Below are 26,628 nucleotides of genomic sequence, written 5' to 3'. Positions count from 1 at the left end.
GGTGAGACTCCCGCCGGTGCCTGCACCAAGAGGCTCACCGCACGCCCCGCGGAAAGCGAGCAGCCTGGAACGGAAATCAACAGCTTACAGACTACTTGGACAGCCCCTTCTGATTTTCAGAAGGCGGTTCAATCACACCCCACCAAAACAACAAAATGGACTAACAGAGTTTTTTTTGAAAAAAATTCTAATGAAAAACTTGGAATCTCTTTCAAACTTTAGTAATCTAGTAGGGAAGGTTTTGTAATATAATTGTAATAATCTACTGGAGGGAAAGGGTTATGGAAACTCAAAAGAAAACCAAAAAGAAAAAGAACCACCTTCCTTTTCGCTTAAATATACTATTTGTTGCCGTCTTTCTGCTTTTCTCCGTCCTCATACTGCGTCTCGGTGTTCTTCAAATCGTCAATGGGGAAGAAAAAAGACAGGAATCTGAAGCCATAAAAAAAGAAGAAGCTAAGAAAGAAGCTCCGCGCGGAAAGATCCTTGACCGTAATCAGCGGGTTGTGGTGGACAATCAACCTTATTTTACGCTGACGTATACGAAAACAAGCAGTACAAAAGCAGAAGATACATATAAGGTTGCCAAATGGCTGTCTCAGCATATTCAAGTGGAGAAGAAGAAAATTCCTGAGCGTGATAAAAAAGACTTTTTTATCGTAAAAACAGGAGTGGCTAATCTTATGAAAGAACGACTTACCCCGGCTGAAACAAAAAAACTTAACAATGAAAAAGAATACAAGCTGCTGGTCAGCCGGATCACAAAAAAGGACCTCGATACACTGACAACAAAAGATCTGCAGATTCTCGCCATCAAACGAGAAATGGATGCCGGCTATGCTTATTCCGCTTCACCAGTAAAGAAAAATTTAACAGATCGTGAAATTTCCATCATTTCTGAAAACCTGGATCAGCTTCAAGGCATTGATATCATGCCGGATGCAGACCGGACGTATCCGTTCGGCGATTCGCTCAAGACCATTTTTGGACGGGTAAAGCAGATGCCGAAAGAGCAGCAGGATTATCTTTCGGCACTGAACTATGACCGCACCGACCAGGTCGGGGTCAGCGGAATTGAAGCTCAGTATCAGGAAACACTTCGCGGAACGAAAGAGAAAAGCATCTACCTTACGAACCCGAAAACTGGAAAAACGCTCGGAGAACCGAAAGTCATTCCGGGTAAACGTGGAAAAGATCTGGTTCTGACGATCGATATGGAGCTTCAGCATAAGATGGAAAAGATCCTGGAAGAGGAGATCAGTAAGGGCCGGGCCGACCGCGGGAATGAAATGATGAGATCTGCCTACATCGTAATGATGAACCCGAAGACAGGGGAAATCTACACGATTGCCGGGAAGAAGATGGATAGCAATGGGAAGTTTGTCAATGACTCCTATGGCGCACTGTTTGATGCATATGAGATGGGATCTGCCGTCAAGGGAGCAACCGTTCTCACAGGTCTTCATAAAGGCGTGATTCATATGGGTGAGTATATTTATGATGCACCTTTGAAATTTGGAGGTTTGACAAAAAAATCACATGCCAACATGGGAAGCATAAATGACACAACCGCCTTGAAGAAATCATCCAACGTTTACATGTTCAATATCGCCATGAGGCTTGGCAAATTCAGCTACAGCACAAAAAGTTTTTACGGGAATAACCGTTACTTAGGCTATGATGTTATGCGTTATTATTTTAGCCAGTTTGGTTTGGGAGTGAAGACAGGAATCGATTTTCCGAATGAATCAACAGGTTATAATGGAGGCTATGGAGAGCTTGGAAATATGCTTGATATGGCGATCGGACAGTTTGACACGTATACTCCCATCCAGATGGTCCAATATGTATCAACAATTGCTAACGGGGGATACCGTGTGCAGCCCCGGCTCGTCAAAGAAATTCGGGAGCCGGAAACAGGAGATCATCGTGAAGGAAAACTCGTTGAGAGGTTTGAACCGAATATTTTGAACGAGATAGATATGGATAAAAGCTATATTCATCGCGTGCAGCAAGGGTTCTGGGAAGTTTACCATTCCCCGGGTGGAACAGCCGCACAGTATTTTAACAGTTCGAAATACCATAACCCGGCAGGGAAAACAGGTACAGCCCAGGTTAAAAAATATGATCACAATGGAAACTTCATTGCGAACAAAGATAACCTGACATTGGTCGGCTATGCCCCTTATGATAATCCGGAAATAGCTTTTGCGATTATTGTACCAGATGCGTCACCGTACAGCGGAACGCAAGCGGTCAACAAGCACATCGGACAGCGGGCTCTGGAGACGTATTGGGCGTTGAAGAAGAAGACCGAGACGGAAGCACAAGCGAAGCAATAAAAAGAAGCACTGAGCGGCGCTCAGTGCTTTAATTATGGGTTTTGGTTACTGGAAAACAATTTGCGTTAATCGTAGTTCATAATGACAAGGAAAAGATCTGCATCTTTTCCTTGTTCAGTGCATTAGCAGAAAGCACAAGCACATCCGATGATAATCAAAAGCACGAACAGTACCACGATCAAAGCGAAACCACTTCCGCCTGCTGCGAATCCCATATGTGTTACCTCCTTTGTCATAAACTCCAACATCTCCCTAACACTATATGGCGCTTTGCTTTTTTTGTATGGGACAAATGCGGATAAGCTTGGAAAATAGGCGTATTTTCTCAGGCTCTTTACATCATCAGCAAACATGAAAGTTTTTTAAAAAATAGACTCTTGTACCGTTTCACACAGCCCGGCCGCTTCATATGTTATGGGTGTAGAGCGTTAAATATCTCGAAAGAGGAGGTAACAAAATGTCATTTGGATGCGGTGGAAGTGGATTCGCCCTTATTGTGGTACTGTTCATTTTGTTAATTATCATAGGCTGTGCTTGTGCATTTTGCTAAGCCCTGATCCGGCATGAATAACAGTAAACAGAAAAGACCCCCTGATGGTTGTGTCTGGGTGGTCTTTTTTTACGTTTTCCAGTAAAGTATATATAGCAATGAGGAAAGTAAAGGAGATGTAACATGAAGAAGTACATATTGTTTCTTACCGCTGTTTTTTTTCTTTGTTCTGCGTCAATTGCATCCGCCCATACCGGCCTTGAATCTTCACAGCCGGCAGAAGGTGCTGTGATCAAAGAAAACTTAAGCAAGATCACGTTAACTTTTGAATCAAAAATTGAAAATTTAAGCACGATGAAAGTCACTAAGGATGGAAAACCCTTAGATGTAAAAGTGGACGTAAAGAATAATATAATGACAGGCACGGCTCCCTCACCGCTTGAAAACGGGAAGTATAAAGTAAATTACAAAATTATCGGTGCTGATGGCCATATTATCCAAAAAGATTACTCCTTTGCTGTTCAGAAGCCGAAAGAAGAGAAGGCGGTAAAGGAAGCACCTAAAAAAGAAAAAGCAAAAGGTGAAAAGACCCAAAAAGAAGAACAACAGAAAAAAGCTGAAAAGGCGGAATCGAAGTCGAACAATGCAGCAGCCCCGCTGTTTATCGTAGTGCTGCTGATCGTGATTATCGGAGCCGTGCTGTTCATTAAACGAAGAAAATCATAATTAACACATAAAAGCAGGACCATGATTCATCCATTCATGGTCCTGCTTTCTTATCTTAAGGCCTGTTTCAAGACTTGAACGTTTTTTTGCATAAGTGATAAATAATCTTCGTTCGCCTCAGCATCCTTAGGAATAAGGGTCTCTAAGTTTCTTAATTTCAGTGTTTTTGTTCCTGTTTCATGTTCTACAACTCTGGCCAGTTTATCGCTGGCACTGTTTTCAAGAAGAACATAGTGAATATGTTTTGCTTTAACGTGTTTGACCAGGTCTTGCAGCTGTCTTTGTGACGGTTCCTGAGAAGTTGACAGTCCGGAAACTGGAATCTGTTTCAGGCCGTACCGATGTTCCCAGTATCCATAGGCAGCATGAGAAACAATAATCTCCTTATGCGGGCTTTTCTTGATCGTTTGATTGAACGAGGTATCAAGCTTTTCAAGATCCTTCTTAAGTGATAGGTAATTCTTTGTGAAGTCAGCTTTGGCTTTTGGGTTCAGCTTAATTAACGCCTGTTCGATGTTCTTGGCCATTTGGATTGAATAAACCGGATCAAGCCAAATGTGGGGATCTTTATCCCCATGTTCGTCAGGGTCCTCATCACGATGCTCCACTTTTTCCAGTGTGAGGCCATTGGCTGCTTTTATGGATTCAACCCCTTCGTTTTTTACCGTTTCATTTACTTTATCAGCAAATCCTTCGATTCCTGTACCGTTATAGATGAATGCATCACTGTCTGAAATTTTGATCATGTCTTTCGTAGACGGTTCAAAAGAATGAGCATCGGTGCCTGGAGGGATTACATTTGATACAGAAACATGCTTTCCGCCGATCCTTTTCGTAAAGTATTCCAGGGGATAAAGTGTTGTAGTTATGGTAAGCTTATGAGGGCTATTTAATTTATGTTTAGTGCCATTCGCGCAGCCAGATAGTATCATTGATCCTATGATCATAAACGTCAAGGCCGCATAGTGTCTTTTCATATGAGTGCTCCTTCCAAACGCATTAAAAATAATTCATCTTATTATAACGGAAACATTACGTTTTGCAAAGCGTATTTGTTCCGATTTATTTTTGAGCATGCAAAAGGATAGACTTCTGGCCATGAATAAAGGATAATACATCCATTACAACCTCCGGGAAAGGGGAAGCAAATGAGTGTAGAAGATCATAAAAGACAGGCTCCTTCTTCTGTCTGCTGCAAAATTATTACTGTGAGTGATACGAGAACAGAAGAAACCGATCGCAGCGGCACTCTTATAAAAGAGCAGTTAACGCTGAACGGCCATACAGTGGGAGACTATGTAATTGTAAAAGATGAGCGAGGGGAAATCGAATCTGCTGTCTTGGCTGGGTGTGAAGCAAGTGATATCCAGGCTATTTTAATTAATGGCGGGACTGGCATTGCTGCCAGGGATGTTACCATTGAGACGCTAAAACCATTGTTTACAAAGGAAATTACAGGTTTTGGCGAGCTTTTCAGGATGTTAAGTTATACCGAGGATATTGGATCTGCAGCCATTCTGAGCAGAGCAGCGGCAGGAGTTGTTGGCTCCACAGCGGTTTTTGCAATGCCCGGATCTACAGGAGCGGCAGCTTTAGCCATGAAAAAGCTGATTCTCCCCGAGGTCTCTCATGTCATTCGGGAAATCAATAAAGATTTATAAAGAAGAAAAACAAGTCAGATCTTCCGTTTAGTGGTCATAAATGTATACTCTATCCAATAAGTTTCAGTAAAGAGCCATGAATGCTGAAACTATTTAATTGGATCCACGTATACTATACTATGAAAACGCTTTAACGGGAGGAAATGATGGGCGGATTATTGCGGAAAGCCGTTGAAGAGAGGAAGAATTTCCTTATTCAGATGCTAAAGAAAAACGGGATAAGCAAAGAAGTGGAAGCAGAGCTTTCCACATGGCCATTGACTGAATTGGAAGAAGAATATAAAAGCTGGCTTTTTCAGCAAAATTATGGGGTGGACCCTGGCAAAAAAAGTTTAAATAAAACACAGTGAGGGAATAGACAATAGAACATATGTGTCCTTCTTAGGGCTTTTTTTGTGTGATGGCTTATTACTGCTCATCTATTTTATTTTTTGTTATAGTAGAAAAGAACGGCTGCATTTTATGGTTAAAGGAGATCACAGCATGAACATAGCTTTTTATCTATTGCCTAAAGAAGAGGTTAAATATTTGAATCCTGAATCGACCATCAGGCAGGCATTGGAGAAGCTTTCTTATCACAAATATACATCTGTTCCCCTTGTTTCAGAGGAAGGGCAGTATGTCGGTACGCTCACAGAAGGGGATCTGCTTTGGAAATTGAAAGAAGCGTTCGACCTTGGCTTCTACGATGTGGTGAAAACAAAACTGAAGGATGTTCCACAGCGTGTGAACAATATCTCAGTATCAATCAATTCAAATATGGAAGATTTAATTACGTTGGCAACTGACCAGAACTTTATTCCGGTGACTGACGACGACGGGCATTTTATTGGGATTATCCGCCGCCGGGACATCATTAAGTACTGCGCAAATACAATATGGAATAACAAAATAAATGAAAACTAGGTGTTGACAAATACTATATTTAGTGTGAAAGTAAATGTATTAAACTAAATATAGTATTTGAAACAAGAGGTGTCTTGTAAGACTTAATAGGGAATCCGGTAAAACAATCCGGAGCTGTCCCCGCAACTGTCATGTGGACGAAATGAGAATCCACTGTGTAAGAAACGCGCACGATTGTGTGGCTTTTACATGGGAAGGCTCAGAGTAGGAGGAAGCATTAGCCAGTAGACCTGCCTTTTTGTTTCACGATTTTGATTCTTCGGGGATTGAGAAGCAAAAACGGCACACTTTACTGCTATTTTTGATTCATATAACTCGTGTCGTTTTTTTAGGCTCATCCACTGGATGGGCCTTTTTATTTTGCGGATTTTTAGAGGAGGAGATTTGACTTTGGTTATAGCAGGCGGAACAGATCATCTTGTTATGAATTGGCTGGATGAAATTCTATTGGGCTTTCCCCAGCTTGATAAAAAGGAAGAGTATACAGAACAGGTAGGCTATTATGCTGATAAAAGCAGTTCTCAAACAGAAGCGATGAATATGGCTATTTTGCATGCACTTGAAAGAATTTCAATGCATGAGCCGGATTGGACCTTCGTCGCAGGAAGAATGCATCTTAAAAAAATCTACTCGGATGCAGTAAAAAACAGGGGGAGCCAAGGAGTTCATGGATATGGCCACTTCTATGGATTAATTCGTACACTGACAGACAAAGGAATCTATGATAAGAACCTGTTAAGCAGCTATTCACCAGAAGAAATAGATGAGCTTGAAGCGATGATTGTCCCTCAAAGGGATGAACTTTTTACATATATAGGACTTCGTACATTGGCTGACCGTTATCTTGCCAAATCGCATGAAGGCAAAGTGTTTGAATTGCCTCAGGAACGTTTTATGATCATCGCGATGTCCTTGATGTCCAACGAACCTTCAGACCGCCGCATGGAGCTGATTAAAGAAGCCTACTGGGCAATGTCGAACCTGTATATGACCGTGGCAACTCCTACACTTGCCAATGCGGGTAAAAGCTATGGCCAGCTGTCAAGCTGCTTCATCGATACGATGGATGACAGCCTTCGAGGAATCTATGATTCTACAACAGATGCAGCAACGCTCTCGAAAGGCGGAGGCGGGATCTCCGTTTACCTTGGCAAGATCAGAAGCCTTGGTTCAGAAATAAGAGGATTCAAGGGCAATTCATCGGGCATTATTCCATGGGCGAAGCTGTTGAACCAGACAGCGGTCAGTGTCGATCAGCTTGGACAGAGAAAGGGAGCTATCGCCATCTACTACAATGTGTTCGGCAAAGATCTTTTTTCTTTTCTTGACGCCAAGCTAAATAATGGTGACGAACGGCAGCGGGTTCATGATCTGTTTTTGGGCCTCTGCATTCCGGATTTATTTATGGAAAAGGCAGAGTCTAGAGAAGACTGGTATCTGTTTGATCCTTATACGGTAAAAAAAGTGATGGGCTATGAACTGGATGATTTTTTTGATGAAGAACCCGGCAAAGGCAGTTTCCGCGATAAATATGATGAGTGCGTTGCCGCAGCCGAACAAGGGCTTTTGGGTGAAAAAGGTTCAGGAGGCTATGACGTTGTACCAGCCATTGAAATTTTTAAAAGAATCATGAAAAGCCAGCTGGAAACGGGAGTGCCGTATATGTTTTACCGGGACACGGTTAATCGGGCTAACCCGAATAAGCATGCCGGAATGGTCTACTGCAGCAATCTTTGCACGGAAATTGCCCAGAACGGATCAGCGACTACAGTCGAAGAGGAAGTAACACAGGACGGTAAAATCTTGATCACAAAGAAACCTGGAGATTATGTGACTTGCAACTTAAGCTCTATTTCGCTTGCAAAAGCAGTAAAGGATGATGTGCTTGAGAGATTGATCCCAATCCAAATCCGCATGCTAGATAATGTCATTGATATGAACCAGGAGCGAATAGAAGTGAAACAAGCGGTGCTTACCAATAAGAAGTACAGGGCGATCGGATTGGGTACATTTGGGCTGCATCACTTGCTGGCAGTGGAAGGAATACGCTGGGAATCAGAAGAAGCCGTAGCTTATAATGACTGTCTTTATGAAAAAATCAGCTATTTAAGCATCAGAGCCAGCCATGAACTGGCGAAGGAAAAAGGCGCGTATCCAGCCTTTAAAGGATCTGACTGGGAAACCGGTGTTTATTTTGAAGACAGGAACTATGTGTCTGAAGAGTGGACTATATTAAAAGAACAGGTTCATCAGACTGGCCTGCGGAATGCATGGCTTATGGCGGTTGCTCCGAATGCGACGACCAGTTTAATTGCGAACTCCACAGCCTCCGTCGATCCTATTTTTAAAAAAGAGTACTCTGAGGAGAAGAAGGATTTTAGGATCCCGGTGACGGCTCCAGATCTTACCCCTCAGACAAGCTGGTATTATAAATCGGCATACGAGCTGGATCAGCATTGGAGCATCAGACAAAACGCTGTCAGACAGAAGCATGTAGACCAGTCCATCTCGTTTAACTTTTATGTCAAAAATACGATTAAAGCGAAGGAACTTCTCGATCTTCACTTGACGGCATGGAAATCAGGTCTCAAAACAACGTATTATACGAGGTCTACATCTATTGCAGAATTGGAAGACTGTGAAAGCTGTTCCAGCTAAGAAGGGAGTTATTTTATTAATGAAAACACTGACAGAACGGAAACTATATGATGTAGAAGCGCCGAATGCTTCTACTGGTCTAATTAACGGACAGAGCTCCAATGTCTTAAATTGGGATGACGTTCGGTACAGCTGGGCATATCCGCTCTATAAAAACATGCTCGCGAATTTTTGGACTCCCTTTGAGATCAATATGTCCGGCGACGTGAAACAATATCCGAATCTATCAAACGAGGAAAAAGATACCTTTAATAAGATCATTGGACTGTTGGCTTTTCTGGACAGCATTCAGACGGATTACTCTTCAAGAGTGGCGGCGTACTTGACCGATTCCAGCCTGTCGGCATTAATGACGGTTTTATCCTTTCAGGAGGTAGTGCATAACCAGTCCTATTCGTATGTGTTATCGAGCCTGGTGAACAAGCAAAAACAAGATGAGATTTTTGAATACTGGAAACATGATCCTGTCTTGAGGGAACGGAACGATTTTATTGCAAACGGCTATCTGAAGTTTACAGAAGAGCCATCACCAAAAACGTTTATGGAATCGATCGTCTATGACATTGTACTTGAAGGATTAAACTTCTATTCTGGTTTTGCTTTCTTTTATAATCTTGCCCGAAACCAGAAAATGGTCGCCTCCAGTACGATGATCAATTATATCAACCGGGATGAGCAGCTGCACGTCAGGCTCTTCTGCCAAATTTTCAAAGAACTGCTGAATGAAGTTCCGGAATTAAATTCTGAAGAGACGGTCCAGTTTGTTCAGGGGACATTCAAAAAGGCGGCTGAACTGGAAATACAATGGGGACGGTACATCATCGGTGACCGTTTTCCTGGGTTGAGAATGGATGAACTTGAAGCCTATATTAAATTCATGGCCAATAAGCGGGTCAATGAGCTGGGAATACAGCGTCCTTTTGATGGGTTTAGAGAGAATCCAATGAAATGGATCAAAGCGTATGAAGATATCAATCAGGGTAAGAGTGATTTTTTTGAACAGAAGTCAAGACAATATACAAAAGTCTCAGATGCCAATGGTTTTGACGATTTGTAAATTTTAACGCAAATTGTTCTAATGGAATTAAACATGATAATATGATGTTGGAGATGAAAACAGCAGCTCCTGCCGCGATTGCGGCAGGAGTCTGTTTTGTTGCATAGAAGTAATGTCTAGCTCCAGCGCTTGTCGGACCTAAACAGGTCGCTTGCGCTTTTCTTATAGAAAGGATGACGGATATGCTGCTTTACGTACTTGTGGGACTGGCAGGAATAGCCGGAGCCCTTCTACGGTACGGCCTTGGGCTCGGTATCGCACTTGTTTGGGAAGGGAGCTATCCGCTGGCTACCTTCTTAACCAACATGGCAGGCTCATTTGCTCTCGGATATCTTACGTTTCGAATCGGCAGAAATCCCAGGGTTCACCCCTATTTTATGACGGTGCTCGGAACAGGATTGATAGGGTCGTTTACGACATTTTCTACATTTACTGTGGAAAATATTCAGTTGCTTCAGACGGGACGCACGGCAACAGCTGTCCTATATATCATCCTAAGTTTAATAGGCGGGCTAGTCATGTCATGGCTAGGTTTCCTTCTTGGATCACTGACACGAGGCAAGGAGGAACAGCGAGTATGATGCAAGTGATGCTTGTAGCAGCGGGCGGGTTCTTTGGAGCCATTTTCAGATTTGGTCTTGGACAATTCATAAAAAGGATAACAGACTCCCCTTTTCCAATTGCTACCTTGCTTGTTAATATTACCGGTTCATTTCTACTCGGTATGCTTACAGGAATGCACGCGGGAGATTCTATCAGACTGTTTTTTGGCATAGGATTTATGGGGGCGTTCACTACGTTTTCTACTTTAAAACTGGAGAACGTTCATTTCTATAGAAAAAGGCAGTGGAAGTATTTAATTACTTATCTGGCAATCAGTTATGCGGGAGGACTTCTGGCGGCATTTATCGGTTTTATGATAAACTTCAAATGACTTAGCGGTTAGCCGGAGTCACCTGGCTGGCTCTAAAAGATGTACAAGGTTCAGGGATATAACTTTAATAGAGAGTAGGTATATAAATTGAAAGAAATGATATTATCACTTTTGGAATGGATTGTAGGGCTTGGACATTTAGGCATTGCTCTTGGTCTTATGATAGAAGTCATTCCCAGTGAACTTGTTTTATCTTACGCAGGCTATATGATCTCACAAGGACATTTGACCTTTGCAGGCTCTGTAATTGCCGGAACGATTGGCGGAACCATTGCCCAGCTATTTCTATATTGGATGGGGTATTATGGAGGACGGCCGTTTTTGGAGAAGTACGGTAAATATATCCTGATCAGCCACAAACAAATTGATCTATCAGAAAGTTGGTTTCAAAAATACGGGACTGGCATGATCTTTTTTGCCCGTTTTATCCCTGTTGTTCGCCATGCCATCTCCATTCCAGCGGGTATCGCGAAGATGCGTTTCTCCACATTTACACTGTATACGTTGATTGCCATCATTCCCTGGTCGATCTTGTTTATCTACCTTGGAACCACGCTGGGCAGTAACTGGGAAGATATTAAAACCATTGCGGCGCCTTATACAAGAGGAATAATGATAGCTGCCATATTGCTGTTGTTTATCGTTGTTTTGCTCAAAGTGAAAAAAGGAAAAAAATAGCTTTTGTTTTGAAAGGAGAAAGCCTCTGAATAGGGGTCTTTTTCTTTTGTCCTGTTCATACACTAACGAAAAAGAGCAGGCAGGTGAAATCATGGATGAACGTCAGCGAAATAAAAAAATCAATGAACTGCTGCTGAAAATAAATGGGGATCCGGAAAAAGAAGAAGTCGCTGGATATGTTGCCCGTGCGATGAGAGAATGCGGTTATAGCAATGAAAACATACATCAGGTCATCAAACACGTTTATCGTCAGTTTGAACAAATCAAAACGTAAACACGCGGACAGCCGGCGTGTTTTTTTGTTACACTCTAATTGGAAGTTCGTTACTCGAAACCAAAACGAAGGAGAGAGGTGCTGAAATGAAGCAATCCATTCTATCACTTTTCGACATTCAATATCCCATCGTACAAGCAGGAATGGCCGGCGGGCCAGCGACTCCGGAGCTGGCTGCGGCTGTTTCCAATGCCGGAGGATTAGGAACCCTGGGTGCAGGATACATGAAACCTGCAGATCTACAAGCAGCAATCAAAACAATCAGGGAAACAACGGATAAGCCTTATGCTGTAAATCTATTCCTCCCTGAAGAATTCATGGAGGACAGAGTGCAGACAGAAAAGATGCAGGCGCTGCTCGCACCTTTCCGCTCTTCACTTGGTATGGACAAGGCGACGGGTAAAAAAGAACATCAGTCCACCTTTCAAGAACAGCTTCAATGTGTCCTTGATGCTCAAGTTCCGATCGTGAGTTTTACATTTAACGCCCCCTCAGATGAACTTGTGGATCTTTTGAAAGGACACGGGGTAAGGATTATGGCTACTGCAACATCAGTGAAGGAAGCTCAAAAGCTGGAGGCACTTGGGATTGACGCCATTTCGGCACAAGGCAGTGAAGCTGGCGGCCACCGGGGAACGTTTATAGGTGAAGCAGAAGATGCATTGATCGGGACGATGGCACTCATTCCGCTGCTTACAGATGCGGTTTCTGTGCCAGTCATAGCAGCCGGAGGAATTATGGATGGACGGGGGATCGCTGCCGCTATGGCACTCGGAGCGAGTGGAGTACAGCTCGGTACGGCATTTTTAGCTTCAGCTGAAAGCGGTGCCCATCCTTTGCATAAAGACGCCGTTCTTCATGCAAAGGAAACGGATCTGCGGCTGACGAAGGCCTTCTCTGGAAAGATGGCCAGAGGCATCAACAATGATTTTATGAAGCAGATGGCAGCAGTAGAAGATCTCCCGCCATACCCGATCCTGAACGCAATGACGTCAGAAATCCGCAAGAAAGCGGCAAGTGAAGGTAAAAGAGAGTTGATGTCATTATGGGCAGGGCAAGGTGCTCCTCTTGCAGAAAGCCGTCCTGCCCGTGAAATAATGAAGCGTCTGCTGAAGGAATACAACGAAGTCATAAGCCAGATGAAACCGTTCTGACAGCAAGACAGCCGCAGCCCATGACCCGGGCTTGCGGCTGTTATTTTTTAAACTTTCTGAGGAGTTCTGCTGTTGTATTCTTCAATTCTGCAGCAGAATCTCCAACACTTTTAATGCTTTGTTTTTTATTATACATATCATATTTTAAGTATTCTGTTTTCTCGTTCAGAAGAGCAGTCTGATTGGTTACATCGTTCATTTCCGCCTGTATGAGCTGCGTCGTCCGGTTTAAGTTCTTCATCGTCTGGCGGCTCGATTTCATCAGTTTAACAGCATAGACTCCAAGGAAAACCAATGCAGCAACAACTATAGCAATACTGATATAAATAATGGCCATGTTCTTCCTCCTTATGTTCTCTATAATCAAGTGATACCCAATATTATTATCATACAAACAAAAGCCGCCTGATATTCAATGGATCAGTCGGCTTCATTCATCGGGCACGTTTTGCAGCATGTGCCTCCATCTGTTCTGTAATATAGGCAGCATGTCTGCCTTTTTTTCATCTCCTGTTCCTCATACTTCCTTGACGATTTCAGAAAAGGATTGGAGGAGGCTCCGAAATGAAAACCTTCCGCTTGCTGTACGATAAAACGATAATCTTCCTCCAGCTGCTTTTTTAGAGGTGCAGGGTGGGCTTCTGATTGCCATGCGTTATAAAGCCAGGCAATATAGATGAGCGCGTTCTCCCAGAGCATGGCTCTTGAAGCTTTCGTATAACTGGCCAGATGATCGAGCATGATGGAGATGTTCTGAGCAAAGAGCATTTCTATAACGGAGGAACGCCACTTTTCCCGGTCGCCGGCCATGGAGAGTCCCTCTATGTTTTGAAGGGAGAAGGAGGGAAGCCAGCTGTGCTTTTCCTGTTCATCGATAATGATCACGTTTTGAACCCTCATATCAAACTGCTTGTTTCTTATGGAGAGCGCATAAAGGGATGAAGTCAGGCAGCAAAAGACGTACCGTTTAAAAAATAAAGAAGCAGTGACTCTTTCTTCCTGAGAACCTATTTTTTTGCCTGCTTCTTTTATGAAAGCAAGCATATTCTCTTCTTCCAGTAAGTATTCTGCAGCAAATGCCGCTTTTTGTTTTGAAAAAGAGAATTGAAAGCGGCAGTGGTTCTCGATATAGATTCTTTCTGATTCGGACCATCCGATAACATTACGCATATTGAGCTGAACGTGTGCCATGACCAGCTGTTCGCCCCTTTCCGTAGGGAATGCACATTGGGGTTCCGAACAATGGATCATTGACAATTTTGCACTGCAGGCGGAAAACGTCAGAAACCAGCTTCTCGTCCATGATGTCTTCCGGACGGCCTTGTGCAAACACGGTGTTATTCTGAATTGCTACAAGATGGTGGGCATAGCGGCAGGCTAGATTTAAGTCATGCAAAACCATAACGATTGTCCGCTGCTCTCTATGGTTTAGTTCAAAGAGCAGATCGAGAATTTCAATCTGATGTGTCATATCCAAATACGTCGTCGGTTCATCCAGAAGGATGGTTTCTGTTCCTTGAGCAAGCGTCATGGCGATCCAGGCACGCTGTCTTTGCCCACCAGAAAGAGAATCAACACTTCTTTCGGCAAATTCGAGCATGTTGGTCGCGTCAAGGGCATGATAAACTGCCTCTTCGTCTTGTGTTGACCACTGTTTTAGCCAGGACTGGTAAGGGAATCTGCCTTGCTTGACAAGCTGCAGCACAGTCAATCCTTCGGGTGCTACAGGACCCTGAGGCAATATGGCGAGCTCTTTGGCTACTTCTTTAGTTGATCGTTTGGCAATGTCTTTACCGTTTAATAGAATGGACCCTTTTTCAGGTGATAGGAGACGGGCCATCGACCGGAGAAGAGTAGACTTTCCACAGCCGTTACTGCCGATCAATACGGTGATTTCCCCTTTGGGTATGGCTATTTTTAAATCTTTTATCACAGGATTTTTTCCATAAGACAATGTCAGTGATTCTGTTTTGATAGACATGAAATCACTCCTTAACCATGGTTTTTAAAAAGCAGATAGATAAAATAGGGAGCTCCTATGGCGGCAGTGAAAACGCCTGCGGGCACTTCTAATGGTGAAAACAGTGTCCGGCCGGCCAAATCAGCGAGCAGGACCAGAATAGTACCAATTAAACCCGATACTGGAAGCATAGCACCGAAGGAAGAACCGACGAGCCTTCTGGCAATATGCGGTCCAATCAAACCAACAAAACCGATAGCCCCTGTAAAAGCAACGGCAGAACCGGCCAGTGCGGTACTGAGGACAAGCAGCACAAAACGTCCTTTATGAACGGAGTGGCCGAGACTTGTCGCAACCTCATCTCCTAGTTCCTGTACATTAAGCATTCGGCTTAGTAAGAACAGGATGGGCACAAGGATGATAAACCACGGCAAAAGGCTGTTTACATCTTGCCAATTTGTTGCATAAACCGTTCCAGTCAGCCAGATGGTCGCCTGTGAAGCGGCGTAGATCGGACCCAGTATGATCATAAGGGTAGTGAGTGCCTGTGTAGCTGACATCAGACCGACACCGATTAAAATGAGCCTGACTGGGGATATTCCTTGCTTCCAGGCAAGTATATAGATGACGGCGGCCATAACAAACGCTCCAAGTACGGCGGCAAATGGCAAATAACCGATACTTACTTTCAGATTGTTGCTTTGATTGCTGAACATCGTGATGAAGGTAACGGCTGCAAAACCTGCTCCAGTTGTTATACCGAGCATATCCGGCGATGCCAGCGGGTTGCGTATTACCCCCTGCAGAATCGCTCCTGCAAGGGAAAGGGAAGCTCCGGCAATAACGGCGATCAAGATCCTTGGAAGCCTGAACTGCTGGATGACGACATCGTTCATACCTGAGCCGGTTCCCGTTAATGACTTGAGTACTTCAAGAGGGGAAATGTACAGTTCCCCGATACCAATGCTGACAGACATGATTCCTGCCATAATAAGAAAAAGAACGATGGATACGATCAAAGCTTTTTTATCAAATAACATGGAATATCTCTTGGATCTAACGGTTAAATACTTGCTCATTTGAAGTTTCCTTTGCGTGCGATATGAATAAAAAAAGGTGTGCCGATTAAGGCGGTCATTACACCAACTGGCACTTCTTCGGGCATGATGATGTATCTGGCGCTAATGTCAGCTGCTATCAAAAGAATTCCGCCAAGAAGTGCCGCATATGGAATGACCCAGCGGTGGTCATTGCCAACAAGATAACGTGCGATATGGGGCACCACAATACCGACAAAGCTGATAGGACCGGCAACTGCAACCGAACCGCCAGCGAGAAAAACGATAAGGACGCCGGCCAGTATTTTAAATAGGAGCGTATGCTGTCCAAGGCTTTTGGCAACGTCTTCTCCGAGCAGAAAAATATTCAGCTGTCTGAACATCAGCATGGAACCCGCCCATGCGAGAAGAAGATAGGGCAATACAGGATAGAGCCATTCCAGCTTTCTCCCTTGTATGGACCCTGCGAGCCAGAACAGCACTTCTTCAAGCGCCTTTTCATTGGCCACGAGCATCCCTTGTGTGAGAGAGGCAAACATAGCAGCGATAACCGCTCCTGCAAGCGTCATTTTAACCGGCGTTAAACCGCTGCGCCCGGCTGATCCCAATATGTACACGGCAAGAGCTGAAACCGCAGCTCCTGCAAAGGCGAGCCAGGTGAATTGCTGAAGGGAACTGATGTTGAAAAATGAAACGGCTATGACAATAAAGAAACCTGCCCCCGCATTCAGACCGAAAATATCGGTTGAAGCGATTGGGTTCCGAGTGATGGCCTGCAGCATTACACCGGCTAAGGCCAGTGAGATGCCTACTGCTGCGCCAATAACTGCCCGCGGCAGCCTTGCGTTTAGAATGATCAGATGTTCATTCGAACCATTAAAATGGGTAAAAGCCTCAAGCACTGTTTTCCAGCTCGTATTGGTATACCCGAGCACTACACTTAAGGCCATACAAGCTGCAAGAAGTACGGCCCCGGCAAAAAGGAAGGCCGTCTTGTATTTGGTTGTTTGAATAATTCCGTTCATAATTACCTCAATAATTTGAATTTACATTTATAGTGTAGTAAAGGCGAACTGCCATGTCAATGATTTTGAAAATCATTATCAATTAGTATTGACAGTTGTTTTTGACATCGGGTATGATGCTAATTATAAATGAAAATCATTATCATTTGAAGGGGAGAAAGAAATGAAGGCGTTAAAATCTACATATTCAAAATTAGGAATCATACTTACGGTTCTATCGGTCATGCTGTTGGCTGCTTGCGGCGGAACGGGTGAAAAAGAAAAATCCGGAAGTGAGCCGAAAGGATACAGTGTTAAACATGCGATGGGAACGACAAAAGTTAATAGTGCAAAGCGTGTTGTTGTATTGACGAATGAAGGAACCGAAGCCGTATTGGCAATGGGGGTTAAACCAGTGGGTGCGGTGAAATCATGGCTTGGGAATCCCTGGTACGACCATATTAAAGCTGACATGAAAGGTGTCGAAGTCGTTGGGGATGAAAGCCAGGTTAACCTGGAGAAGATCGCTTCTTTAAAACCAGACCTTATCATCGGGAATAAGATGAGACAGGAAAAAATCTATGATCAGTTGAACAAGATTGCGCCAACCGTCTTTTCGGAAGATCTTCGAGGCAACTGGAAAAACAATTTCAAATTATATTCCAAAGCATTAAATAAAGAAAAAGAAGGAAACAAAGTGATCAGTGATTATGATCAGCGAGTGAAAGATATTAAAGAAAAAGCAGGCGATAGCTTGAATAAAGAAATTTCTGTCGTCCGCTTCATGCCTGGAGTTTCCCGCATCTACCTTACAAATTCTTTCTCAGGGGTGGTTCTAGATCAATTAGGCTTCAAACGTCCAAAAGTGGAAACCAAAGATGACTTTGTGGCTGAAGTGACAAAAGAGCAAATCCCGCAAATGGATGGGGATGAACTATTCTATTTCACGTATGAAGCAGGAGACGGAGGAGCGACAAAACAAGAAAAAGAATGGACAAACGATCCGCTTTGGAAGAACTTAAGCGCTGTGAAAAAAGGACATGTCCACAAGGTGTCTGATGCTATCTGGAATACAGCCGGTGGTGTTAAAGCAGCAAATCTTATGCTCGATGACATCGAGAAATATCTAGTAAAGTAATAGAAAACATTCAAGTCCGCAATGATTTTAATGCGGGCTTTTCTTTATGTAGAAATGGAAGTATATATGTTGGCTTTCCAGTTTTGTTTGCGTGCGAGTTTTGTGGATTTACGGTCCGCTTTTGGGAGTTTACGGTCCACTTTTCCAGGTTTACGTGCGAGTTTTCGCGTTTTACGTGCCAAACACGGCACGTTACATGCCAGACAACGCATCAGCCTCACTGACGTCTCATCAGATAGGCAGTCCAGGCGCTTGCGCTTTTCAATAAAATGTCACAATTTCCCTTAAGAAAGGATGTTAATTAGCGTATCATGAAGATATAGATACATCCTAAAATGGCAAGGGAGGTATAAATGGTATGAAAGAAAACGAGCTGGAAAAGGAACTTCAGAAGAAAGAAATTCTTATGAAGGATGAAGACACAGGCTGGTATTACGAAGACCATCTAACTGCCATTGTAAAACGTGCCGAAAAAGAAGGAGCCTTTGATAACCTTAAGGGAAAGGGCAAGCCGTTAGTTTTTGAGGATAATGATCTTACGTACAATCCGGAAAAACAGCTGAATAAAATCTTGAAGGAAAACAACATTCTGCCTAACTGGGTCAAGCTTGGAAAAGAGATTGAACAGTTGAAGGAAGAAGTTAAAACCTATACCGTGGAATATAACATCAAAAGAACAGTGGAAGAAATTAATAAAAAAGTTACAGCTTTTAATTCATCATGCCCGCCTTCTGTACAAAAACGCAAGGTTACGGTGGAAGAATTTTTACAATGAGGAAAGCGATATCACGTCATCAACTGCCGGTTATGAGATAACCGGCAGTCTTTTTTGAATATTTTTATAAAAAGATAAAAATAGACGGCTGCTTTATTTTGTCTTATAGTTTACTGCAGAAGGAAAACATCCAGGAGGCAATCTATGCTCTTTTTATCACTGCCGCAATCATTTTTGCAGATGAATACGATATTTATTTCGATTTTAATTGAGGCACTGCCCTTTGTAGTTCTCGGTGTTTTTATGGCGGGAATCATACAAATCTTTGTTTCGGAGGAATTGGTGGCAAAGGTTATGCCAAAAAATCCAATTCTTGCAGTTTTGTTCGCCTCGTTTTTAGGCGCCCTTTTCCCAGCATGTGAATGCGGGATCGTACCGATTGTCAGGAGATTGGTCTCCAAGGGAGTACCCATCTATGCGGGTATTGCCTTTATGCTGACAGGACCCATTATCAATCCGGTCGTCCTTTTTTCAACCTATGTCGCCTTTGGAAGCAACTGGACCATGCCTTTATACCGTGCTGGCGGCGCTGTTGCTGTTTCAGTGGTGGTAGGTCTGATTCTTGCTTTCTTTTATAAAGGGGACGGTTTGAAGATTCGGATCGAACATCATCATTCTCTTAAAAAGCTTACGGTTAAACAAAAGATCGGGGAAACCCTGAATCATGCTGTTGAAGAATTCTTTTCGATGGGTAAATACTTAGTAATCGGCTCACTTATTGCAGCGGCTGTTCAAACGTATGTAAAGACATCCACATTGCTTGCCATCGGTCAGGGACAAGCTTCATCTTCTCTCGTTATGATGGGACTTGCCTTTGTCTTATCCCTTTGTTCGGAAGCAGATGCGTTTATTGCGTCCTCATTCAGAAGTACGTTTTCCACAGGCTCCATAGTGGCGTTTCTTGTGTTCGGGCCGATGCTTGACATGAAGAATCTCTTGATGATGCTCGGGACATTTAAGACAAAACTGGTTCTGATCGTCGTTGCATCACTGTCTGTAGTTGTATTTTTATATTCATTGCTGTTCTAAGGAGGTGGCACTATGATTCGAGGATATCTATTGATGGGATTTACATTTTTGATCATGCAGCTTCATGCATCAGGCAACATCAGCAAGTACATTAATATGAAGTACTCGTACCTGTCATTCAGTGTCATGTTTGCTTTAGCGCTCCTGACCATTGTACAGTTTCGCAATGCCGTAAAGAATGATGAGAAAGATGCCAGCTGCGATTGCTGCGATCACAGCCACTCTGTTGAAGATACATGGTATAAAAAGCTGTTCGTTTATTCGATTTTTGCATTTCCGGTGATTACGGGAATCTTCCTTCCTGTCGCTACGATGGATTCCAATATTGTTAAAGCGAAGGGGTTTCACTTTCCTGTAAATCAGGAATCCAAAGGCGATCCGTATGCTCAGAATCAATTTTTGCGGCCGGATACAAGCGTATATTATGGCAAGGATGCCTATGATAAATTGATGAGAAAAGAGAAAAAGAAGTACTCTAAATACGAAACACTTGCCTTAAATGATACAAATTATCTAAAGGGCATGGAAACCATCTATAATTATCCAGGTGATTTTGATGACAAGAGTATTTCGTTTAAGGGATTTGTTTATAATGATTCAGATACGAAAAAAAATCAGCTTTTCGTTTTTCGATTTGGAATTATCCACTGTGTAGCAGACTCCGGAGTATTCGGCATGATGGTTGAGATGCCCAATGGTGTAAAGCTGAAAAATGATGAATGGATTACCGTTAAAGGCAAGATCTCGGAGATTTATTATCAGCCTTTTAAAACCAATATCCCTTATGTCAAAGTGGACTCCTGGTCAAAAACAACTGCACCGAAAGAACAATATGTTTACCGGGGCAATAATTAATCGTAAGAAACCGCAGACCTAAAAAGGGTCTGCTTTTTTTTTCAGCAATCAAGAAGTGATGTCTAGCTCAAGCGCTTGTTGGACTTGAACAAGGCGCTTGCGCTTTTCTTGTATGAATGTTTTTTTCAATATGAAACAAGCTATAAGAAAAGAGCAGGAGTGATGATGTTGGAAAAGCAGCCGTATTACGTCAATGTAGAAACAGGAGAGGTACATAGCGATAAAACAGCTTCCAGTTTTCAATTTGAGATTGAGGCGACAGCTGAGGAGGCAAGCCGGCTTACAAAACTGTTCAGAGAGTGTGACGAATCAGCCACAGATACCTTTTTAAGATCTCATGTTCCATACGTTCCTTATCATAATGATGCTGATAACCACCGTTACGATCAGACGTTGAAGGACATATACCAGTTCATACATGATCATGGACAGCCATTGACAAAAGAGCATATCGAGTCGATGGGGATTCTTGGCGAACGCCAATAAAGAAAAAGCTGCTCGTAACGCCAAGTTTAGCGTAGGGAGCAGCTTTTCTTATCACGAGTACATGAAGAATGCGGCGTAAATGATAATAATTACCGCAATTGAAAAGAAAATAAAAGCCAATAGAACTGGATTGAGGACAACGGTATGCCTTGCGATGGCAGCATTAACATTGCCGTCTGCTGCATTTTTGGTCCGTTTGGACTGCAGTACCTTCCATGTCCAGACCAATCCGCCGCCGCATAGAATGAGGCCAGCAGCCATGAGAATCCATAGTAACACGTGAGTTCAGCTCCTTGCTTTTGTGGTTGTTTCTAGTCTTTTAAAAGGAGGAGCTGATTATTCATAAGTTACAGAAGGAGGGGCTGGTTAAACGGTCAGGGGTTCAAGAGAATAGAGTTTTTCCTTTACTAAAGTAAGGACTTTCTCCGCATCCTGCTTGTTATGGACATCGTATTTTTTACTTTCGATGATCAAGACAGGCGTTTTCGTATAATTTTGAATCCAGTCTTTATACTTGCCGTGAAGCGTCTTATAATATTCCAGAAGCTCGGGATGGTTCTCTATCTGTTCATAATCCCGGCCGCGGTTTTTGATCCGGTTTAAGGCAGTATCCAAATCACTGTCCAAATAAATAAGTAGATCTGGACGCTGTTTCGGTGAAGAACTGATTTCATTCATTAGCGTTTCCAGCAGATCCACATACGTTTCAAATTCCAGTTTGGTCATATTTCCCGCTTCATAATTCAGTTCCGCGAAGATCAGGTCTTCGTAAAGACTGCGGTCAAGGACATGGTGCTGATCAGACATTGCCTGCCGAATAGTTTTAAACCGTGTATTTAAAAAGTAAATTTGAAGTGGGAAAGCCCACCGTTCAGGATTTACATAATAGTCAGGCAAAATGGGGTTATCGCCTACACTCTCGTAAAAAACCTGGCTTCCGAGAGATTCACTGATCAGTTCAGCGAATGTTGTTTTGCCAGTTCCTATCATTCCAGCCATTAAAATCACTAAATAAGCCCCCTGTATGTATCCATTTCTTGTTATGTATATTGATTGTGTCTATATATGGTGCTGTAAGTGCAAACACCTTCTAAATATATCACTTTTGTGGAAAGCTGAATAGTACATTTCTGGCGGCTGCTTTGCTATTATAAGAGAAAGAGTATGTTTTCATCACTGATTAACTGCAAGGAAGGTGTGTATCATGACCATCAAACTAAAAGTATACTCTGATTATACTTGCCCATACTGCTACTTGGCAGAAACAGCAATCAAGAGAGCAGTTGAAGGCAAGGACGTTAAAGTGGAATGGAAGCCGTTTGAACTGCACCCTTTTCCTTCAGACCGAAAGGCAATTAAAGAATGGAGTGCAGATTGGGAAACTTCTGTATTGCCCCATGCTAGAGAGTTGGGAAGAACAATTAATACTCCCGATCTTCCAGCGTTACCTTATACCGGCTTAGCTCATCAAGGTTTTATATATGCAAAAGAACAAGGCAAAGATCAATTGTATTCACAGCTCGTCTTTTCTGCTTTTTTTGAAAAAGGCAAGGACATTGAAAAGAAAGACGTCTTAGCGGAGATCGCGATGGAAGCGGGGCTGGATCGCTCCGGATTCCTAAGTGCTCTTTCATCAGAGGAATTCAAAGAAAAATTAGTACGTGAACAGGGAGAAGCGAAGGAAGACAACATTACGGCTGCTCCCACGATCGTAATCGGAGAGCGTGTGTTAAAGGGGCTGTATCCACAGGCTTCCATTGAAAAAGCGATCAGATGCACGATCAGGGATCAGAAGATGCAATTCTGCGAAGGTGACGAATGCCAATAGAATCATAAACAAAAAAAGAGCCTCACAGGTATGGCCTGTGAGGCTCTTTTTTCATTCTACGATGAAAAAGGGGTTGATAGGGATGAGTACAATATATCAAAGCTTAAAATTGATATAGGGAATGTGTGATTTTTTTGATATGAGTATGAAATATCACGAAAAAATAGAGGTGTTTGTCAATGTTGATGATATTTAAAGGTGTGCTTGATCTGCCGGCTCTTATCCTCTCCAGCGATCACACCCTACTGTATAAAGATAGAGATTTGAGGGTCTCTTTCAAGCATCAGTATGCGTTAATTGAATAGAGCCAAAAAATAAAAAAAGCCCTGGTCAGAGGCTTTTTTTACGCTTCTATTTAAAAAAGGGGGGTTACATTCTATTAGACGAATCCACTCTGAAAAAGTTTCAAATAAATTAAAAAAAGATAGGTAAAGAATGTAAGTCATGTTAAATTAAATTAAAAAGAGAAAAAGCTTCACAATGTAAAAAGATATGGGGTATGCGCGATGAGCAGAAAAACATTTATGCAGCACTGGCATCCTATTGTAACTACTATTATAATGGGGACTTTTTTCTCCAGAGCAGCTTTTTTTATGACGATGCCATTTTTGGCTATTTTTTTATACAAGGAGAAGGGCATTGATCCTCAGACTGTCGGACTGATCATCGGTATCAGTGCACTGACAGGCACCTTTGGCGGTTTCATTGGCGGTTACTTATCAGATCGTATCGGCAGGTTCCCGGTCATGATTATTGCGATCTTTACTTGGAGCGGTGTTTTCGCGGGTTTTGCGATGGCAGATACTGTTTGGAGTTTTTTTGTGCTGAATTCCATAAACGGTCTGTGCAGATCGTGGTTTGAGCCCATTTCCCGAGCATTGTTGGCCGACGTGACAACAAAAGAAAACCGGTTGAGTGTGTTTAATGCCCGGTATTTTACCATTAATGCGGGAGCCGCGATCGGGCCAGTGGCAGGTACATATTTAGGCAGTTCAACTTCGATGGCCACCTTTTTTATCACTTCCGCCGTCTATTTTCTTTATGCAGTGATCGTCCTGATGCTAATGAAAAAATATAAAGGAAGTCTTCAGCCGCAGCAGGAGAATAAATTGACCATCAAGAAGGCAGTAAGTGTGATCAGCAGAGACAAAGTTTTGTTGTATTTTCTTCTTGGAAATATAGCAGTTCTGATGGCGCAATCTCAGATGGATTCCACGCTCGCCCAGTATATGGGGAACTCACCCCAATTCCATCATGGAGTGACCTTATTTTCTTATCTAATTGTGACGAATGCTGTGAGTGTTTTAATCCTGCAGTATCCGGTGACGAATTATGTAAAGAGATTTGATCCGATGTTTGCCTTGCGGATAGGAAGCGCTGCTTTCAGTCTGGCCCTGCTTGGTTTCGGATTATCCTCGAACTGGTTATTTCTCGTCCTTTCTATGGTTGTTCTCACTCTTGGGGAGATTATTGTATTTGTGATCAGTGATGTTTTGCTGGACGACTTGGCACCCGATCATATGAGAGGAACATATTTTGGGGCAATGTCCTTCCGCTCTATCGGCTTTAGTGCAGGACCCTGGATCGGCGGCCTTTTGCTGAAAACATTTGGTTTTAGCCATGGTTTCTATGTATTCGGATGTTTAACGCTCCTTTCCCTTTTGGCCTTGCCTTTCTTTCAGGTAGGACAGAAAGTAAAAAATAAAAACAGGACGGAAAATCAGCACACTTCCAATTTTGTTTTATGAATGGAGCAAATGTATTAAAGTGACAGGAGGTGTATGAGATGGACGTTATCAAAGCAATTCTCTCCTTTTTAGGCAAAATTGTAATGATGATCGCCTGCCTGTTCACCCTTTATATGCGGCTGGACGGCATGATGGGGATACTATTAGCCGTAGTGCTTCTTGCCGTTTGTTTTATTTGGTTTATGCACGGATTTTTGGGGCTGATCAGCGGCTCACCTGATAAACGGAAAATGGTATCTCGAATGGGATTAGCGATTGGAGCAGGTGTGGCAAGTGCTGTTCTTTCTTTGTCCAATTATTCCTTTTACTCTTTTTTGCAAGACGGAACGATCAATGCCCAAGTAAAAAAGGATTATTATCAGGAAGCATTCCTATACAAGTATGATTATTTGCAGCGGAGTATGAGGCATCTTTCTTCTCTCCAGAACAAAACGGAAAAGAATGTGGATCTCTATTATCCTGCGGAAGATTCAATCTATGCCAAAGAGCTGATCAACCAGAGCCAGGCCACTGAAAAAGCAGTCAGTGCAGTCCTGCACTTAAATCATGTCCCAAAAGTCAGGGTGATTCTCTACCATAATCCTTTAATCATGAAGCAAAATTTACCGCCAAATCATTATGAATCGTTAAATGGGATGTACGTGCCTAAAGAGAGTACCATCCACCTTCTCGTTCCTCCTGCTCAAACTGAACATATGCGGACGATTAAAAAACTGTTTGCCCATGAATATGCCCACCATCTTATCATTGCGTATTTAACGGAGAGAGGCACTGATAATCAAAACGTTCCAAGATGGCTGGAAGAGGGTCTCGCTGAATATATCAGCTATAAAAGCATCGGCCGGGAACCGGTTTTCAGGCCTTTTGAACTGGTTCCATTTGAACAATTGAGTTCGGTCAAAGATTGGGAAAAAGCGAATAAAATCAATTCACCTTATAAACCGTATGAGCAGAGTTACTTTGCTATCGATCAGCTGCTTCATGATTATGGAAAGAAAAGCATCTTAAAGCTGTTATTTACTGGAGATCAGCAAGCTTTTTACCATGTTTTTGAGAAGGAGACGGGAAATACGCTCGCATTCTTTCAATCCAGGTTTCTAAAAGATGAAAATGACATCTATCGGATAAACCGCAAAAAAGTTTTTCTGAACCGGTAAAAAGGGTGACCCTATTACAGGATCACCTTTTATTATGGCGGTTTTTAATTTTTCGAAGTACATAAGGAAGGACTCTTTTTTTTCCTTCTCTGATTAAAAAAGCAACTAGGATTCCTTTTACTCCATTTCTTACACGCGGCATACTATCGCTCCTTTCTCTACCATACCCTGAATTTGGCGGAAGAAACCCAGGCAAATACTTTCCTGTTTGTAGCCCGATGCCTATACATACAGGACAGGGGGGCATAGGATGATAGGGTAATACAGAAAGGGAGTTGAGAGAATTTGAACGAAAGGCAATTTCAGTTTCCATCATTTCCGGGCGGACAGGGAGGGCAGCAGTTTCCGTCATTTCCGGGTGGACAGGGAGGCCAGCAGTTTCCGCCATTTCCAGGTGGCCAGCAGCAAGGCCCAGGAAGCCAGCAAGCTGGGATGTATCCCCCAGGACCTCCGCCAACTGCTGTTCCTCAAGCTTCACCAGCATTGCTTTCCGGACAGCCAGGTACCTTTGCCATTGATCCAGGTGCTATAAGGCCTTGTTTATACCGATATGTCTATATCTGGTTGAACAACGGACAAAGTTTTTGGGCATGGCTTACGTTTGCGGGATTCCGGTCGGTCGCAGGGTTCAGATGGAACGGATTCAGATGGAACTACTTTGGCATTGATTCAAACCGTATCGCATACTTTGTATGTTCCTAACACAGAGG

Annotated in this window: 31 protein-coding genes, 1 pseudogene and 1 riboswitch; of the genes and pseudogenes, 23 read left to right on the top strand and 9 right to left on the bottom strand. The window is 42.9% G+C overall.

The window, feature by feature from the left end; genetic code table 11:
- Positions 1-222: pseudogene (locus P4361_RS15820) on the top strand (hypothetical protein); the annotation flags it as partial.
- Positions 223-281: 59 nt separating this feature from the next.
- Positions 282-2,342: a penicillin-binding protein 2 gene (locus P4361_RS15815; protein WP_328090003.1), complete on the top strand. Its 2,061-nt coding sequence runs from the start codon at positions 282-284 to the stop codon at positions 2,340-2,342.
- A 122-nt stretch (positions 2,343-2,464) separates the two neighbouring features.
- On the opposite strand, the gene P4361_RS15810 is transcribed toward P4361_RS15815, so the two are convergent.
- Entirely contained in the window at positions 2,465-2,578 is a 114-nt protein-coding gene (locus P4361_RS15810) for a YjcZ family sporulation protein (RefSeq protein ID WP_234293139.1), read from the bottom strand.
- Positions 2,579-2,799: 221 nt separating this feature from the next.
- Between P4361_RS15810 and P4361_RS15805 the strand changes: the two genes are divergently transcribed.
- Both P4361_RS15805 and P4361_RS15800 read left to right on the top strand, forming a co-directional pair.
- Positions 2,800-2,892 (top strand): YjcZ family sporulation protein, encoded by a 93-nt coding sequence (locus P4361_RS15805; protein ID WP_091006374.1) that lies wholly within the window; start codon positions 2,800-2,802, stop codon positions 2,890-2,892.
- Between the two features lie 123 nt (positions 2,893-3,015).
- A complete protein-coding gene (locus tag P4361_RS15800) occupies positions 3,016-3,558 on the top strand; it encodes a copper resistance CopC family protein (RefSeq protein WP_328090001.1) in 543 nt (180 codons plus the stop codon).
- A gap of 50 nt (positions 3,559-3,608) precedes the next feature.
- Here P4361_RS15800 and P4361_RS15795 read toward each other — a convergent pair whose 3' ends face one another.
- Positions 3,609-4,535, bottom strand: coding sequence for a metal ABC transporter solute-binding protein, Zn/Mn family (locus P4361_RS15795; protein ID WP_328090000.1), 927 nt, complete (start codon positions 4,533-4,535; stop codon positions 3,609-3,611).
- A 171-nt stretch (positions 4,536-4,706) separates the two neighbouring features.
- Between P4361_RS15795 and P4361_RS15790 the strand changes: the two genes are divergently transcribed.
- The 10 genes from P4361_RS15790 to P4361_RS15745 all read left to right on the top strand — a co-directional run bounded on the left by P4361_RS15790 (position 4,707) and on the right by P4361_RS15745 (position 12,880).
- Complete coding sequence (locus P4361_RS15790) at positions 4,707-5,219, top strand: MogA/MoaB family molybdenum cofactor biosynthesis protein (RefSeq protein WP_062231201.1); 513 nt, start codon at positions 4,707-4,709, stop codon at positions 5,217-5,219.
- Between the two features lie 146 nt (positions 5,220-5,365).
- A complete protein-coding gene (locus P4361_RS15785; RefSeq protein ID WP_062231203.1) occupies positions 5,366-5,569 on the top strand; it encodes a Fur-regulated basic protein FbpA in 204 nt (67 codons plus the stop codon).
- Positions 5,570-5,702: 133 nt separating this feature from the next.
- Entirely contained in the window at positions 5,703-6,125 is a 423-nt protein-coding gene (locus tag P4361_RS15780) for a CBS domain-containing protein (protein ID WP_053354868.1), read from the top strand.
- A 50-nt stretch (positions 6,126-6,175) separates the two neighbouring features.
- A riboswitch (cobalamin riboswitch) is annotated at positions 6,176-6,377 on the top strand.
- 171 nt (positions 6,378-6,548) lie between these two features.
- Positions 6,549-8,783 (top strand): ribonucleoside-diphosphate reductase subunit alpha, encoded by a 2,235-nt coding sequence (locus P4361_RS15775; protein WP_328090040.1) that lies wholly within the window; start codon positions 6,549-6,551, stop codon positions 8,781-8,783.
- 19 nt (positions 8,784-8,802) lie between these two features.
- Entirely contained in the window at positions 8,803-9,840 is a 1,038-nt protein-coding gene (locus P4361_RS15770; protein WP_265407885.1) for a ribonucleotide-diphosphate reductase subunit beta, read from the top strand.
- Between the two features lie 182 nt (positions 9,841-10,022).
- Positions 10,023-10,421, top strand: a complete 399-nt coding sequence (gene crcB / locus P4361_RS15765) for a fluoride efflux transporter CrcB (RefSeq protein WP_256225488.1) — start codon at positions 10,023-10,025, stop codon at positions 10,419-10,421.
- Entirely contained in the window at positions 10,418-10,774 is a 357-nt protein-coding gene (crcB, locus tag P4361_RS15760) for a fluoride efflux transporter CrcB (protein WP_328089999.1), read from the top strand. Before crcB (P4361_RS15765) ends, crcB (P4361_RS15760) begins: the two co-directional genes overlap by 4 nt.
- Before the next feature lie 87 nt (positions 10,775-10,861).
- Positions 10,862-11,452 (top strand): DedA family protein, encoded by a 591-nt coding sequence (locus P4361_RS15755; RefSeq protein WP_053354865.1) that lies wholly within the window; start codon positions 10,862-10,864, stop codon positions 11,450-11,452.
- Positions 11,453-11,498: 46 nt separating this feature from the next.
- Positions 11,499-11,726: a hypothetical protein gene (locus P4361_RS15750; protein WP_256225490.1), complete on the top strand. Its 228-nt coding sequence runs from the start codon at positions 11,499-11,501 to the stop codon at positions 11,724-11,726.
- Between the two features lie 86 nt (positions 11,727-11,812).
- Positions 11,813-12,880, top strand: a complete 1,068-nt coding sequence (locus P4361_RS15745) for an NAD(P)H-dependent flavin oxidoreductase (protein WP_256225491.1) — start codon at positions 11,813-11,815, stop codon at positions 12,878-12,880.
- Between the two features lie 40 nt (positions 12,881-12,920).
- Here the strand turns inward: P4361_RS15745 and P4361_RS15740 are convergent, their stop codons facing one another.
- The 5 genes from P4361_RS15740 to P4361_RS15720 all read right to left on the bottom strand — a co-directional run bounded on the left by P4361_RS15740 (position 12,921) and on the right by P4361_RS15720 (position 16,923).
- Positions 12,921-13,217, bottom strand: a complete 297-nt coding sequence (locus P4361_RS15740) for a DUF948 domain-containing protein (protein ID WP_328089998.1) — start codon at positions 13,215-13,217, stop codon at positions 12,921-12,923.
- Positions 13,218-13,300: 83 nt separating this feature from the next.
- The gene (locus P4361_RS15735; protein ID WP_328089996.1) at positions 13,301-14,071 is read right to left on the bottom strand and encodes an IucA/IucC family C-terminal-domain containing protein; all 771 of its coding nucleotides are present in this window, start codon (positions 14,069-14,071) and stop codon (positions 13,301-13,303) included.
- Positions 14,043-14,861, bottom strand: coding sequence for an ABC transporter ATP-binding protein (locus P4361_RS15730; RefSeq protein ID WP_328089995.1), 819 nt, complete (start codon positions 14,859-14,861; stop codon positions 14,043-14,045). The genes P4361_RS15735 and P4361_RS15730 overlap by 29 nt, the downstream gene beginning before the upstream one ends.
- An 11-nt stretch (positions 14,862-14,872) precedes the next feature.
- Positions 14,873-15,919 (bottom strand): iron ABC transporter permease, encoded by a 1,047-nt coding sequence (locus P4361_RS15725; protein WP_328089994.1) that lies wholly within the window; start codon positions 15,917-15,919, stop codon positions 14,873-14,875.
- Positions 15,916-16,923: an iron ABC transporter permease gene (locus P4361_RS15720; protein ID WP_328089993.1), complete on the bottom strand. Its 1,008-nt coding sequence runs from the start codon at positions 16,921-16,923 to the stop codon at positions 15,916-15,918. Before P4361_RS15720 ends, P4361_RS15725 begins: the two co-directional genes overlap by 4 nt.
- 163 nt (positions 16,924-17,086) lie before the next feature.
- Here P4361_RS15720 and P4361_RS15715 point away from each other — a divergent pair, with 163 nt between their 5' ends.
- From P4361_RS15715 to P4361_RS15695, 5 genes are all read left to right on the top strand, one after another.
- The gene (locus P4361_RS15715; RefSeq protein WP_256225499.1) at positions 17,087-18,040 is read left to right on the top strand and encodes an ABC transporter substrate-binding protein; all 954 of its coding nucleotides are present in this window, start codon (positions 17,087-17,089) and stop codon (positions 18,038-18,040) included.
- Between the two features lie 358 nt (positions 18,041-18,398).
- Positions 18,399-18,815 (top strand): DUF1992 domain-containing protein, encoded by a 417-nt coding sequence (locus tag P4361_RS15710; protein WP_062231216.1) that lies wholly within the window; start codon positions 18,399-18,401, stop codon positions 18,813-18,815.
- Between the two features lie 144 nt (positions 18,816-18,959).
- The gene (locus tag P4361_RS15705) at positions 18,960-19,844 is read left to right on the top strand and encodes a permease (protein ID WP_062231218.1); all 885 of its coding nucleotides are present in this window, start codon (positions 18,960-18,962) and stop codon (positions 19,842-19,844) included.
- A 12-nt stretch (positions 19,845-19,856) separates the two neighbouring features.
- Positions 19,857-20,699: a TIGR03943 family putative permease subunit gene (locus tag P4361_RS15700; RefSeq protein ID WP_328089992.1), complete on the top strand. Its 843-nt coding sequence runs from the start codon at positions 19,857-19,859 to the stop codon at positions 20,697-20,699.
- Positions 20,700-20,861: 162 nt separating this feature from the next.
- Positions 20,862-21,185, top strand: a complete 324-nt coding sequence (locus P4361_RS15695) for a hydrolase (RefSeq protein WP_139223396.1) — start codon at positions 20,862-20,864, stop codon at positions 21,183-21,185.
- Between the two features lie 51 nt (positions 21,186-21,236).
- Here P4361_RS15695 and P4361_RS15690 read toward each other — a convergent pair whose 3' ends face one another.
- Both P4361_RS15690 and P4361_RS15685 read right to left on the bottom strand, forming a co-directional pair.
- Positions 21,237-21,464: a hypothetical protein gene (locus P4361_RS15690; protein ID WP_091006413.1), complete on the bottom strand. Its 228-nt coding sequence runs from the start codon at positions 21,462-21,464 to the stop codon at positions 21,237-21,239.
- Positions 21,465-21,551: 87 nt separating this feature from the next.
- On the bottom strand, positions 21,552-22,184 hold the full coding sequence (locus P4361_RS15685; protein ID WP_265410557.1) for a deoxynucleoside kinase: 633 nt from the start codon (positions 22,182-22,184) through the stop codon (positions 21,552-21,554).
- 205 nt (positions 22,185-22,389) lie between these two features.
- Between P4361_RS15685 and P4361_RS15680 the strand changes: the two genes are divergently transcribed.
- From P4361_RS15680 to P4361_RS15665, 4 genes are all read left to right on the top strand, one after another.
- The gene (locus P4361_RS15680) at positions 22,390-23,013 is read left to right on the top strand and encodes a DsbA family oxidoreductase (protein ID WP_091006417.1); all 624 of its coding nucleotides are present in this window, start codon (positions 22,390-22,392) and stop codon (positions 23,011-23,013) included.
- Positions 23,014-23,519: 506 nt separating this feature from the next.
- Positions 23,520-24,761 (top strand): MFS transporter, encoded by a 1,242-nt coding sequence (locus P4361_RS15675; RefSeq protein WP_328089989.1) that lies wholly within the window; start codon positions 23,520-23,522, stop codon positions 24,759-24,761.
- Between the two features lie 38 nt (positions 24,762-24,799).
- Positions 24,800-25,918, top strand: coding sequence for a DUF2268 domain-containing putative Zn-dependent protease (locus P4361_RS15670; RefSeq protein WP_328089987.1), 1,119 nt, complete (start codon positions 24,800-24,802; stop codon positions 25,916-25,918).
- Between the two features lie 285 nt (positions 25,919-26,203).
- Complete coding sequence (locus P4361_RS15665) at positions 26,204-26,620, top strand: hypothetical protein (RefSeq protein WP_053354847.1); 417 nt, start codon at positions 26,204-26,206, stop codon at positions 26,618-26,620.
- Positions 26,621-26,628 lie beyond the last annotated feature (8 nt).

It is taken from the genome of Fictibacillus sp. B-59209, assembly GCF_036216745.1.
Lineage (GTDB): Bacteria > Bacillota > Bacilli > Bacillales > Fictibacillaceae > Fictibacillus_C > Fictibacillus_C marinisediminis.
This window is presented reverse-complemented; position numbering and strand designations above follow the sequence as displayed.

Excerpts from the sequence above, each read along its gene's own strand:
- P4361_RS15775 (WP_328090040.1), top strand. The coding sequence starts at position 6,549 with ATGAATTGGCTGGATGAAATTCTATTGGGCTTTCCCCAGCTTGATAAA.
- P4361_RS15785 (WP_062231203.1), top strand. The coding sequence starts at position 5,366 with ATGGGCGGATTATTGCGGAAAGCCGTTGAAGAGAGGAAGAATTTCCTT.
- P4361_RS15810 (WP_234293139.1), bottom strand. The coding sequence starts at position 2,578 with ATGACAAAGGAGGTAACACATATGGGATTCGCAGCAGGCGGAAGTGGT.
- P4361_RS15795 (WP_328090000.1), bottom strand. The coding sequence starts at position 4,535 with ATGAAAAGACACTATGCGGCCTTGACGTTTATGATCATAGGATCAATG.
- P4361_RS15730 (WP_328089995.1), bottom strand. The coding sequence starts at position 14,861 with ATGTCTATCAAAACAGAATCACTGACATTGTCTTATGGAAAAAATCCT.
- P4361_RS15815 (WP_328090003.1), top strand. The coding sequence starts at position 282 with ATGGAAACTCAAAAGAAAACCAAAAAGAAAAAGAACCACCTTCCTTTT.
- P4361_RS15710 (WP_062231216.1), top strand. The coding sequence starts at position 18,399 with ATGAAAGAAAACGAGCTGGAAAAGGAACTTCAGAAGAAAGAAATTCTT.
- P4361_RS15805 (WP_091006374.1), top strand. The coding sequence starts at position 2,800 with ATGTCATTTGGATGCGGTGGAAGTGGATTCGCCCTTATTGTGGTACTG.
- P4361_RS15735 (WP_328089996.1), bottom strand. The coding sequence starts at position 14,071 with ATGGCACACGTTCAGCTCAATATGCGTAATGTTATCGGATGGTCCGAA.
- P4361_RS15790 (WP_062231201.1), top strand. The coding sequence starts at position 4,707 with ATGAGTGTAGAAGATCATAAAAGACAGGCTCCTTCTTCTGTCTGCTGC.
- P4361_RS15715 (WP_256225499.1), top strand. The coding sequence starts at position 17,087 with ATGAAGGCGTTAAAATCTACATATTCAAAATTAGGAATCATACTTACG.
- crcB (WP_328089999.1), top strand. The coding sequence starts at position 10,418 with ATGATGCAAGTGATGCTTGTAGCAGCGGGCGGGTTCTTTGGAGCCATT.
- P4361_RS15745 (WP_256225491.1), top strand. The coding sequence starts at position 11,813 with ATGAAGCAATCCATTCTATCACTTTTCGACATTCAATATCCCATCGTA.
- P4361_RS15725 (WP_328089994.1), bottom strand. The coding sequence starts at position 15,919 with ATGAGCAAGTATTTAACCGTTAGATCCAAGAGATATTCCATGTTATTT.
- crcB (WP_256225488.1), top strand. The coding sequence starts at position 10,023 with ATGCTGCTTTACGTACTTGTGGGACTGGCAGGAATAGCCGGAGCCCTT.
- P4361_RS15705 (WP_062231218.1), top strand. The coding sequence starts at position 18,960 with ATGCTCTTTTTATCACTGCCGCAATCATTTTTGCAGATGAATACGATA.
- P4361_RS15680 (WP_091006417.1), top strand. The coding sequence starts at position 22,390 with ATGACCATCAAACTAAAAGTATACTCTGATTATACTTGCCCATACTGC.
- P4361_RS15685 (WP_265410557.1), bottom strand. The coding sequence starts at position 22,184 with ATGGCTGGAATGATAGGAACTGGCAAAACAACATTCGCTGAACTGATC.
- P4361_RS15695 (WP_139223396.1), top strand. The coding sequence starts at position 20,862 with ATGATGTTGGAAAAGCAGCCGTATTACGTCAATGTAGAAACAGGAGAG.
- P4361_RS15670 (WP_328089987.1), top strand. The coding sequence starts at position 24,800 with ATGGACGTTATCAAAGCAATTCTCTCCTTTTTAGGCAAAATTGTAATG.
- P4361_RS15740 (WP_328089998.1), bottom strand. The coding sequence starts at position 13,217 with ATGGCCATTATTTATATCAGTATTGCTATAGTTGTTGCTGCATTGGTT.
- P4361_RS15780 (WP_053354868.1), top strand. The coding sequence starts at position 5,703 with ATGAACATAGCTTTTTATCTATTGCCTAAAGAAGAGGTTAAATATTTG.
- P4361_RS15700 (WP_328089992.1), top strand. The coding sequence starts at position 19,857 with ATGATTCGAGGATATCTATTGATGGGATTTACATTTTTGATCATGCAG.
- P4361_RS15720 (WP_328089993.1), bottom strand. The coding sequence starts at position 16,923 with ATGAACGGAATTATTCAAACAACCAAATACAAGACGGCCTTCCTTTTT.
- P4361_RS15800 (WP_328090001.1), top strand. The coding sequence starts at position 3,016 with ATGAAGAAGTACATATTGTTTCTTACCGCTGTTTTTTTTCTTTGTTCT.
- P4361_RS15770 (WP_265407885.1), top strand. The coding sequence starts at position 8,803 with ATGAAAACACTGACAGAACGGAAACTATATGATGTAGAAGCGCCGAAT.
- P4361_RS15675 (WP_328089989.1), top strand. The coding sequence starts at position 23,520 with ATGAGCAGAAAAACATTTATGCAGCACTGGCATCCTATTGTAACTACT.